This is a genomic window from Paraburkholderia sp. (assembly GCF_035501035.1).
Classification (GTDB): Bacteria; Pseudomonadota; Gammaproteobacteria; order Burkholderiales; family Burkholderiaceae; genus Paraburkholderia.
The window spans coordinates 1-10,483 of the sequence record NZ_DATJWR010000035.1 but is presented as its reverse complement, the minus strand read 5'-3'; the positions used below and the strand labels follow the sequence as shown (position 1 = coordinate 10,483).

8 protein-coding genes and 1 pseudogene are annotated in these 10,483 nt (G+C 65.7%); 2 read left to right on the top strand and 7 right to left on the bottom strand.

Going from position 1 to position 10,483, the window contains the following annotated elements; genetic code table 11:
• The 4 genes and pseudogenes from VMJ11_RS02370 to VMJ11_RS02355 form a co-directional block, all read right to left on the bottom strand.
• A pseudogene (locus VMJ11_RS02370) lies at positions 1-141 on the bottom strand (acetyl-CoA C-acetyltransferase); the annotation flags it as partial.
• Positions 142-222: 81 nt separating this feature from the next.
• Positions 223-2,217, bottom strand: a complete 1,995-nt coding sequence (gene phaC, locus VMJ11_RS02365; protein ID WP_414694272.1) for a class I poly(R)-hydroxyalkanoic acid synthase — start codon at positions 2,215-2,217, stop codon at positions 223-225.
• Positions 2,218-2,625: 408 nt separating this feature from the next.
• On the bottom strand, positions 2,626-3,513 hold the full coding sequence (pgeF, locus tag VMJ11_RS02360; RefSeq protein WP_325616533.1) for a peptidoglycan editing factor PgeF: 888 nt from the start codon (positions 3,511-3,513) through the stop codon (positions 2,626-2,628).
• Positions 3,510-4,790: an RluA family pseudouridine synthase gene (locus VMJ11_RS02355; protein WP_325616530.1), complete on the bottom strand. Its 1,281-nt coding sequence runs from the start codon at positions 4,788-4,790 to the stop codon at positions 3,510-3,512. Before VMJ11_RS02355 ends, pgeF begins: the two co-directional genes overlap by 4 nt.
• 97 nt (positions 4,791-4,887) lie before the next feature.
• Here VMJ11_RS02355 and VMJ11_RS02350 point away from each other — a divergent pair, with 97 nt between their 5' ends.
• A complete protein-coding gene (locus tag VMJ11_RS02350; protein WP_414694271.1) occupies positions 4,888-5,727 on the top strand; it encodes an outer membrane protein assembly factor BamD in 840 nt (279 codons plus the stop codon).
• 116 nt (positions 5,728-5,843) lie between these two features.
• Here VMJ11_RS02350 and rlmD read toward each other — a convergent pair whose 3' ends face one another.
• On the bottom strand, positions 5,844-7,199 hold the full coding sequence (gene rlmD / locus VMJ11_RS02345; RefSeq protein ID WP_325616537.1) for a 23S rRNA (uracil(1939)-C(5))-methyltransferase RlmD: 1,356 nt from the start codon (positions 7,197-7,199) through the stop codon (positions 5,844-5,846).
• Between the two features lie 353 nt (positions 7,200-7,552).
• Here rlmD and VMJ11_RS02340 point away from each other — a divergent pair, with 353 nt between their 5' ends.
• Positions 7,553-8,434 carry an endonuclease/exonuclease/phosphatase family protein gene (locus VMJ11_RS02340; protein WP_325616526.1) on the top strand — a complete coding sequence of 294 codons (882 nt, stop codon included), beginning with the start codon at positions 7,553-7,555 and terminating at the stop codon, positions 8,432-8,434.
• A 57-nt stretch (positions 8,435-8,491) separates the two neighbouring features.
• Here VMJ11_RS02340 and VMJ11_RS02335 read toward each other — a convergent pair whose 3' ends face one another.
• Positions 8,492-9,271 carry a 3'-5' exonuclease gene (locus VMJ11_RS02335; RefSeq protein ID WP_325616524.1) on the bottom strand — a complete coding sequence of 260 codons (780 nt, stop codon included), beginning with the start codon at positions 9,269-9,271 and terminating at the stop codon, positions 8,492-8,494.
• A 19-nt stretch (positions 9,272-9,290) separates the two neighbouring features.
• Positions 9,291-10,397 (bottom strand): RNA polymerase sigma factor RpoS, encoded by a 1,107-nt coding sequence (rpoS, locus tag VMJ11_RS02330; protein WP_325616522.1) that lies wholly within the window; start codon positions 10,395-10,397, stop codon positions 9,291-9,293.
• Positions 10,398-10,483: the final 86 nt, after the last annotated feature.

The following is a 10,483-nucleotide window of genomic DNA, read 5'->3' as shown; positions in this document are numbered from 1 at the left end:
CTGCTCGGGCGTCACGCCCGCACGCTCCAGCGCCGCCTTGATCACGATCGCGCCCAGATCGGGCGCCGCCACCTTCGCGAGCGAGCCGCCAAATTTGCCTACCGCGGTACGAGCGGCCGATACGATCACAATGTCAGTCATTTTCAGATCCTCAGGGCGGCTTGAATTCGCGCGATGCGCCCGCCCGTCAAGTTGATAACCCGTTTTCCCGCAGCCAGCGTGTCAGTCGCGCTGCTGCACGTAACGGCCAGGTGCCGGCTCGATCTCGGGGAATTCCGCCGAGCCGGCCTGCGCACGCGGCTTCACCTTCTTGCCGCCAAACTGATCGAGCCATTCGGCCCATGTCGACCACCAGCTGCCGGGTTTTTCCTCGGCCTCGGCGAACCAGTCGTCGGCGTCTTCGGGCAAATGCTTCGCGTCGGACTCGACGCTCCAGAAACTACGCTTGTTCTTCGAGGCTGGGTTGATCACACCCGCAATGTGACCCGACGCGCCAAGCACGAACTTCAACGGCCCCGAAAGTAGCGGCACCGATGCATAAGCTGTGCGCCACGGCACGATGTGGTCCTCGCGCGAGCCGTAGATGAAGGTCGGCACGTCGATGCGCGAGAGATCCACTTCCTCGCCGCACACCGTGAGCGCACCCGGCTCGCGCAGCTTGTTCTCCAGATAGGTATTGCGCAGGTACCACGCGTACATCGGGCCCGGCAGGCTGGTCGAGTCGCTGTTCCAGTACAGCAGGTCGAACGGCGCGGGCGTGCGGCCCTTCAGATAATTGTCGACGACGTAGTTCCACACGAGATCGTTCGGCCGCAGGAACGAGAACGTATTCGCGAACTCGACGCCGCGCATGAGCCCCGGCGTGCCGCCGTTCTTGCCGCCGATGGTCTGCTCGCGCATCTGCACGTGGGCCTCGTCGACGAATACGTCGAGCACGCCTGTGTCGACGAAGTCGAGCATCGCGGTGAGCAGCGTCATGGACGACGCCGGATGTTCGCCGCGCGCGGCAGCGACAGCGAGCGCCGTGGCGAGCAGCGTGCCGCCCACACAGAAGCCGAGCGTATTGATCTGCTCGCGCCCGCTGATGCTGCGCACCGTGTTGATCGCCGTGAGCACGCCGTCTTCGATGTAATCGTCCCAGCTCTTGTCGGCGATAGACGCGTCGCCGTTGTGCCACGAAACGAGGAACACCTGCTGGCCCTGCTCCAGCGCATACGCCACGAGCGAATTCTCGGGCTGCAGATCGAGGATGTAGAACTTGTTGATGCACGGCGGCACGATCAGGAGCGGACGCTCCCGCACGGTGGCCGTGCGCGGCTTGTACTGGATCAGCTGGAACAGCGCGTTCTCGTACACGACCGAGCCTTCGGTGGTCGCGAGATTGCGGCCCACCACGAAGCGTGATTCGTCGGTTTGCGAGATCTTGCCGCGCGTCATGTCGCCGATCAGATTCATCACGCCCTGGCGCAGACTCTCACCGTGGGTTTCGAGCATGGCGTTCTGCGCGTCGGGATTGAGCGCAAGGAAGTTGCTGGGCGACGCCGCCGCGGTCCACTGCTGCACGGCGAAGCGGATGCGCTCGCGCGTTTTCGGATCGGTGTCGATTGCGTCGACGAGCTCGTGCAAATAGCGCGCGTTGAGCAGATACCACGCGGCCGTGAAAGCATACGCGGGTGTCGCCTTCCAGGCGTCGGAGCTAAACCGCCTGTCCTTGAGTTCGGGCGCCTTGGGTGTGGTCTCGGTGGCCTGGCGCAGCAGCTCGAGTGCGTCGCGTGAATAGTCTGCTTGCAGATGCTGCAGGCGGGTGGGTTCGATCAACGCCGTGGGAAGCTTGAACCCTTCGAACGGGTTGACCGCGCCGAAGGGGTTGGTGCCGCCGAACGGATTGGCCGCGCCGAAGGGGTTGCCGGCGGCAAAGGGATTACCTGCGGCAAAGGGATTGCTTGCGCCAAAGGGATTGGTCGCGCCGAAAGGATTGGCTGCACCGTTGGCCGCGGGCGGCCACCAGTTGCCCGCGAGCCCTGCCAGGGGGGCTTGCTGCGCCGCGCCGCCCGTTTGCTGCGCAGCATTCATGGCGCTCGTCCAGGCGTTCGTCCACGCGTCGAGATAGTGCTGCATGCCGGCAGCGTCGGGAGCGAAAGACTGAGTGAAGCGCGCTGCGTCGTCAGTTGGTGCGCCCGTGCCCGGGGCCGTCTTGGAACGTTGAGATGCCGTCATGCCTGCTTTTGACCGATGTGTCCAGAAGGACTGGTTGAGAGGCAGGTGGTACGCATACGGGCACCATTGCGGCGCTCGTCACGTCCTGTCCCGTGGGTGAGGGACATTCTTGCTCCCCATGGCAAAGCGTGTCAATGCTTGTGCCCGATTTTGCCGCACTGCGATATTTTTTTAATTATCGTTTTCCCGATGTAATCATTCGTTTAACTCGCGTAAGCCATCGCTGTGTGGCCTGGCGCACAAAAATCCGCCGTGACGGCAAGTGCTTGCAGTGAAATGAACGGTTTGGCGATTCAATGCGCCGGGGATCGTGCATAGCGCATCACGAAATTAGATGCAGTGCAACAAAAATGCCAAGCCGCGAGCGCCGCCGCCATTGCGAAAGCCACGGCGCACGGCGGCAAACGCTCAGGGCTGGAGCCAGATCAGGGCGGCCATGCGGCCGGTGACGCGATCGCGCCGATAGGAGTAGAACTGCTCGCGCAGCGTCACCGTACACAGGTCGCCGCCGCTCACGTGGCGCACGCCGATGGTGTCGAGCCGCAGCCTGGCCAGTGCGGGGAGATCGGCGAGATACTTGCCGCTCGCCTCGGGGCGCGCAACGAAGGCGGCCTCGGTCGCAGCGCGGTGCGCATCGCGTTGTGCCGCGTCGACACCCTCGGCTTGGGTCATGAACGCGTCACGCACGTCTGCGCCGACTTCGAAGGCCGTCGGCCCGATCGCCGGGCCAAGGTACGCATGCAGTTCGGCAGCCGAACAGCCTGCGAGCGCCGCGACACGTTCAGCCGTGCGCTCGATGACCCCCGCAGCAAGCCCACGCCAGCCGGCATGCGCGGCGCCCACGGCACGGCCCGCGCCGTCGCATAGCAACACGGGCATGCAGTCGGCCACCATCACCGTGCAGGCGATGCCGGGCTCGGCCGTGACGCTCGCGTCGGCTTCGAGCGGCGCACCCGCGTGCGCGGCGGCGAGCGCCTCAGCAGCATCGACCACGACCGGACCGTGGATCTGCTTGAGCCACGCCGCAGGCACGCCCGCGTGCGCAAGCAGGCGCGCGCGATTGGCCTCGACGTGCGCGAGCTCGTCGCCGGAGCCGCGACCGAGGTTCAGGCCTCCCGGCTGATCGAAGCCGTGACCGGCCTCGGCGCCCCGCTCCTCCCGTGCCGCCTGCCAGCGCCCGAAAGGCGGCTCGCTCACGCCGCCGTTACGCGTCGTCACCAGCGCGCGCACGCGCGGCGAAACCTGCCAGTCGGGAGACAGCAGATCGGCGGATGTCAATTCCGGGCAGGTCGTCATGCGTGCTTGCCCTCGTCTTGCTGATCGTCGTCTTCGCCTTCTTCGCCTTCCTCTTCCTCGTCGTAATCGTCTTCGTCGCTCCCGATCACGTAGCCCTCGTCGGTATAGGCGCTGTCGAACATCTCGTCGTCGAAGCCGTGTTCGTCCTCGCTCTCCTCGCTGCCGAAGCCGAGCGCCTCGATCAATGCGTCCATGTCGTCGGGCACTTCGGCGCGCCACTGCATCGCGCGTCCCGTCACCGGGTGGACCAAGCCGAGGCGCCACGCATGCAGCGCCTGGCGCGCGAAACCGTCGGGCAGCGTCGCGACCGACCGCCGCCCGCGCGCGTGGCCGTAGACCGGGTCGCCCAGCAGCGGATGGCCGATGTGCGCGCAATGCACGCGGATCTGGTGCGTGCGGCCCGTCTCCAGATCGCAATGGATGGCGCTCACGGGCTGGTTGTGCCAGAGCGTCTTGTCGATGCGCCGAAAGTGCGTGCGCGCGGGCTTGCCCGCGGCACCCGCCACGACCGCCATGCGCGTGCGCTCGCGCGGGTCGCGGCCAATGGGCGCGTCGATGGTGCCTTCGTCGGGCATGTTGCCCCACACGAGCGCGAGATAGCGGCGCTTCACCGTGCGCGCCTGCAACTGGCGCACGAGGTCCGTCTGCGCTTCAAGCGTGCGCGCGACGACCATCAGCCCGGAGGTCTCCTTGTCGAGACGATGGACGATGCCCGCGCGCGGCAGGCCCGCCGCCGCTTCGCCGTAGCGATGCAGCAAGCCGTTGAGAATCGTGCCGCTCCAGTTGCCTGCGGCCGGATGCACGACGAGCCCCGCAGGCTTGTTGATGACGACGATCGCCTCGTCTTCGTAGATGACGTCGAGCGGCACCGGCTCAGGCGCAAACGCGAGTTGCTCGGGCAGGAGGTCGGGCACGAGTTCGATGGTCGCGCCGAGCGGCACCGGTTGGCGCACCTTGGCCGGCTTGCCGTCCACGTGCACGCGCTGCTCTTCGATCCAGCCCTGGAGACGGCTGCGCGAAAACTCCGGAAACACCTTCGCGAGCACCTTGTCGAGGCGCTCGCCGGCGAGTTCATCGGGTACCTGGACCGAGCGCGGAGCAACGTCCGCACGCGTGCGCGAGGCGCCGCTGGCGGGCGCGGCGGCATCCTCGCCGGCAAGCTCGTCGTCGAGCGCGTCACTGGGGGCTGCGTCATCGGGCGCATTGCCCAGGCTATAATCTCTGGTGCTGTTTTGGGCGCCGGGAGCGCCGGCCCCCGGAATAACTGAACGGGTCATTGAGTCTGGGTCACCTGTGGACCTGAAGCTGGACTGGAAAATGCGAGCCTTGAACACGATTACGAAACTGGCCCAACAAGCGGTGGCCCGAAACGCAATGCGCGCGGAGCGAGCACAAACGCTCGGCAAGATTGGCAACGTTATTCGACTTGCCGCCTGCGGCGCCGCGCTCGCCGTGGTTGCGGCCTGCCACGGCCTGCCGGAAAAGACCGACGAAACAGCGGCGTGGAACAACAACAAATTATATACGGAGGCCCAGGACGCGCTCTCCGGCGGCGACTGGGGCAAGTGCGCGAAGTACTTCGAGGCGCTCCAGGGCCGCGACCCGTTCGGCCACTTCGCCCAGCAGGCGCAGATCAACGTGGCCTACTGCAACTGGAAGGACAACGAGAACGACGCCGCCGACCAGGCGATCAACCGCTTCATCCAGCTGCACCCGGATCACCCGGACATCGCCTATGCGTACTATCTCAAGGGCATGATCCACTTCAACGACGACCTCGGTCTGTTCGGCCGCTTTTCGGGCCAGGACATGAGCGAGCGCGACCCGAAATCGCTGCGCGAGTCGTATGACGCGTTCAAGACGGTGGTCGACAAGTATCCGCAGAGCAAGTACGCGCCGGATGCGGCCCAGCGCATGCGCTATATCGTCAATGCGCTCGCATCCCACGAAGTGCACGCGGCCGACTACTACTACCGCCGTGGCGCCTATGTAGCGGCCATCAACCGTGCGCAGCTCGCAATTCAGGAGTACAAGAGCGCGCCGGCCATCGAAGACGCGCTGCACATCATGATCCTGTCGTACCAGAAGCTCAATCAGCCGCAGCTCGCCGAGGACACCCGCCGCGTGCTCGCCGGTACCTTCCCGGACAGCCCGTACATCACCGGCCACGCGCGCGCCGGCAAGGACAACAAGTCGTGGTGGCAGATCTGGTGATCGCCGCTACGGCAAGCTGAAGTACGCTCACAAGCAAAAACGCCACGGAACTACCGTGGCGTTTTTTTTTGCTTCGGCTGCGACGCAGGCGTGCCGCCTGCGCCGCGAGGCCGTTCTCAGTCGCGCTCGAACAGCGCAATCGACTCCACATGCGACGTGTGCGGGAACATGTTCACGACGCCCGCGCCCTTGAGCCGGTAGCCGGCCTCATTGACGAGCACGCCCGCATCGCGCGCGAGCGTCGCGGGGCTACACGACACGTAGACGATGCGCTTCGGCAGCGGACCATTGCCGCTTTGCGCGATTTCCGCGAGCGCCTGCGAAACCGCGAGTGCGCCTTCGCGCGGCGGATCGACGAGGAACTTGTCGAAGTGGCCGAGTGCGCGGATGTCGTCGGCGGTGACCTCGAACAGGTTGCGGCACGCGAACGACGTGTGGCCGTCGACACCGTTGGCGCGCGCATTCTCCAGCGCGCGGGCGGTCAGCGTATCGCTGCCCTCGATCCCCACCACTTCGCGCGCGAGGCGCGCGAGCGGCAGCGTGAAATTGCCGATGCCGCAGAACAGGTCGAGCACGCGGTCGCCCGGCTGCGGCGCGAGCAGACGCAGCGCGCGGCCGACCAGCACGCGGTTGATCTGGTGATTCACCTGCGTGAAGTCCGTCGGCTTGAACGGCATGCGAATACCGTATTCCGGCAGCGTGTAGTCGAGCGACTTGTCGAGCGGATAGAACGGGAACACCGTGTCCGGGCCCTTGGGCTGCAGCCAGAACTGCACGTTGTGCTCGTCGGCGAAGGCGCGCAGCAGGTCTTCGTCGGCGGCCGTGAGCGGCTCGAGTATGCGCAGCACGAGCGCGGTCACGCTCGAACCCACCGCGAGCTCGATCTGCGGCAGACGATCGCGGATCGACAGCGCGGCCACGAGATGGCGCAGCGGCACGAGCATCGCCGAAACGTTCGGGGGCAGCACCTCGCAGCTCGTCATGTCGGCCACGTAGCTGCTTTTGCGCTCGTGGAAGCCCACCAGCACGCCGCCCTTCTTCGGCACGTTGCGTACCGTGAGGCGCGCGCGGTAGCGATAGCCCCACGACGGCCCGTGAATCGGCCGGAACATCGTCTCCGAGCGCACCTTCGAGAGGTGCATGAGGTTGTCCTCGAGCACGCGCTGCTTGACGGCGATCTGCGCACGCACGTCGAGATGCTGCATCGAGCAGCCGCCGCAGGTGCCGAAGAACGCGCACTGCGGCTTCGTGCGGATCGCGCTTTCGCGCAGCACGCTCACGACCTGTGCCTGCTCGAAAGTCGGCTTCTTGCGGTAGCTCAGGTAGGTCACGCGCTCGCCAGGCAGCGCGCCCTCGACAAAAATTACCTTGCCGGGCTCGCCGGTTTCCGTGACGGTGCGGCCGACGCCGCGCGCCTCCATGTCGAGCGATTCGATCTCGAGAATCGGGGCATGAGCGACCGAGGCTTCCACGGCGGCGCGCTTTTCGGCGCGGCGTTCGCGCTTGCTGCGCTTTTTCGCGGGCGCGGACGACGCCACCTCGGCGTGAGCAGGCTCGGCGTAGACGGGTTCGGCTTGAGGGTCGGGGGCAGCTTGAGACACCAGCGGATTCCTGACAGACGATGGATGAATGATGGGCGAAGGCGAGATTGTAGTCGATGTCGGCCGCGACGCTCCCGGTGAACCCTGGCTCCGTTGCCCAAGACGAGGGCAAACCCCGATTCGACGCGCCACCGCGCAAGAAGCTTATCAAACGACCTATCAAGCGAAACCAGGCTAGGGTAGACATGCGACGGACGCCGCCGCGCCATGCGAGGAGCGTGCAGATGAAACTCGTGAGCTGGAACGTGCAGTGGGGGCGCGACGCCTCGGGCGCCGTCGATCTGGCGCGCACGGTGCGCGAGGCGCAACGTCTTGCCGACTTCGACGTGCTGTGCCTGCAGGAAATCACGCGGGGGTTTCGCGCGCTGCCGGGCGGCCCCGGCGACGACCAGTTCGCCGAACTCGAGGCACTCTTGCCGGGCTACACCGTGGTCGAGGCGATTGGGGCCGATTTACCGGCGCTGTCTCGCGCGCAAGACCCGCAGCAAAACCCGCTGCCGCGATTGCGCCGCCAGTTCGGCAACGCGCTCGCCACGCGCCTGCCGGTGGCGCAGGTCTTTCGCCATGCATTGCCCTGGCCCGCCGAGTCGAGCGCGCCGTCAATGCAGCGCGTTGCGCTCGAAGCCGTACTCGACGCGCCGGGTGGCGCGTTGCGCGTGCTGGTCACGCATCTGGAGTTCTACTCGCTGCGCCAGCGGCTTGCCCAGGTGGACGAGCTACGGCGCCTGCAGCAGGAAGCGGCCGATCATGCGGCGCACCCCGCGCCCGCAGAGAACGACGTCGGGCCGTTCGCCCCCACCGCGCGGCCCGTCGGCGCGATAGTCTGTGGCGACTTCAACAGCGCGTGGGGCAGCGAAGCGTACACGCGCATGCTCGAACCGCTCGCCGGCAGCCCCGCATTCATCGACGCCTGGTCCGTGCTCCACCCCGGCGCGACGCCACCGCCGACCGCGGGCGTCTACGACACGGCGCAGTGGTCGGATGGGCCGCTCACGTGCGACTTCGTGTTCGTCACCGAAAATCTGGGAGCAGGCTTGCGAAGCTGCGAAATCGACGCCGCGACTCAGGCTTCGGACCATCAGCCGATCGTGCTCGAAATCGACTGAGCGCGACTGACGAGGGCAAACGAAGGCAATCGAAGGCCGACGGCGCGCGCGCAAGGATCAACCGGCAAACGCGGCCAGATACTCGCTCCAGTGCGGCGCGCTCTCCATGGCGAGCGACTGCTTCACGAAATCGATCTCATCCGCATATTCGCGTTCGGTGAATCCACCGCGCATCAACTGGAACCGGCAATAAAGCAGATACGTGTTGACGACGTCGGTTTCGCAGTAGTTGCGGATTTCCTCGATGCGGCCTTCCTGAAACGCCGTCCACACCTGGCCACCGTCCATGCCGAGCTTGCCCGGAAAGCCGCAGAGCTTCGCGAGCGCGTCGAGCGGTGCGTTCGCGCGCGCCTGGTACATCGCGAGCAGATCCATCAGGTCGGTATGGCGGGAGTGATAGCGGCTGATGTAGTTGTTCCACTTGAACTCGCGGTCCGCATCGCCCATTTCCCAGTAGCGCACTGCACGAATGCCGTGCACGAGCGCCCTGTAGTGCAGCACCGGCAGATCGAAGCCGCCGCCGTTCCACGAAACGAGTTGCGGCGAGTACTTCTCGATCGTGCGGTAGAACGAATCGATCAGGCGCGCTTCGCCGTCTTCGGGTGTGCCGAGCGAGCGCACACGAAAGCCCTGCCCGTCACGGAACACGCACGAGATCGCGGCGACCCGCTGCAGATGATGCGGCAGGAAATCGCTGCCGGTCTTCTCGCGGCGCGCCGCGAACGCATGCGCGGCCACTTCGGCGTCGGTGAGCGTGGCGGGCAAATCATCGAGACGGCGAATGCCGTCGACATCGGGAATCGTCTCGATGTCGAATACGAGTACGGGAACTGTCATTCAGATGGACTGCGAGGTTTTATAGAACGGCATCCTTGCGCACGCCGTTCGAAGCGAAAAAGCGCTTGAGGCGCACCAGCGCTTCTTGCTGGATTTGCCGCACGCGCTCGCGGGTGAGGCCCATTTCGTCGGCCAGTTCTTCGAGTGTGGCCGGTTCGATATGGTTCAGCCCGAAGCGCCGCTCAATGACATGACGATGCTTATCGGATAACCGCCCGAGCCATGCACGCGTAAGCGTTTCGAGTTCGCGATGCTGCACTTCGGCGTCAGGAGACTGGCTCTGGTCGTCCGACAGCAAGTCGAGCAGGCTGCTGGCCGGGTCGAGGTCGAGCGGCGCGTCGAGCGATGCCGTGTGCTCGTTGAGCGCGAGAATGTCGGTGACTTCCTCGGTGGTCTTGCCGGTGAGATAGGCAATGTCGTCGATGCTCGCGTCGCGCCGCTCAGAAGCCGAATCGGCGTTGAGCGAGTTCTTCTCCAGATGGCGCTTCGCGCGCAGCACCTGGTTGAGCTCGCGAATCACGTGCACGGGCAGCCGCACGGTGCGCGCCTGATTCATGATCGCGCGCTCGATGCTCTGGCGGATCCACCAGGTCGCGTAGGTCGAGAAACGGAAGCCGCGAGTCGGATCGAACTTTTCGATTGCGTGCATGAGGCCGAGGTTGCCCTCCTCGATCAGGTCGAGCAGCGGCACGCCGCGGTTCAGATATCCCTTGGCAATGCTGACGACGAGGCGCAGATTGCGCTCGATCATGACCTGGCGCGCCTCGAACTCGCCGGCCTTGGCGAGCCGCGAGTAGCGCTGCTCTTCCTCGACGGTGAGCAGCGGCTTCACGCTGATCCGGTTCAGATAATGCTGGATGGTGTCGGCCGTGAGCTCGGCCTGCAGCATGGCGCGGAAATCGTCGGCGTCGGGCGCGCTCTCGGCGGCATCGGCCGTATCGGCTGTGCCGCCTTCCTCGCTGGCCGCCTCGCGCTCGTCACGCTCTTCGCGTTCGTCGAAATCACGCGCGCCGTCGAGGTCGGGCAACGCATCGTCGTCGCCCGACTGCGCGCCGTCCTCCACCGAAACCTGGGCGGCTTGGCTGTCAGACTCGGATTGCTGCAGACGGCGCTTCGATTTCGGCATGGTCGGCTCGCTTTATTGCGGCGGCAAGTACTTCAGTGGGTCGACGGGCTTACCCTGACGGCGTACTTCGAAATGCAGCATCACCC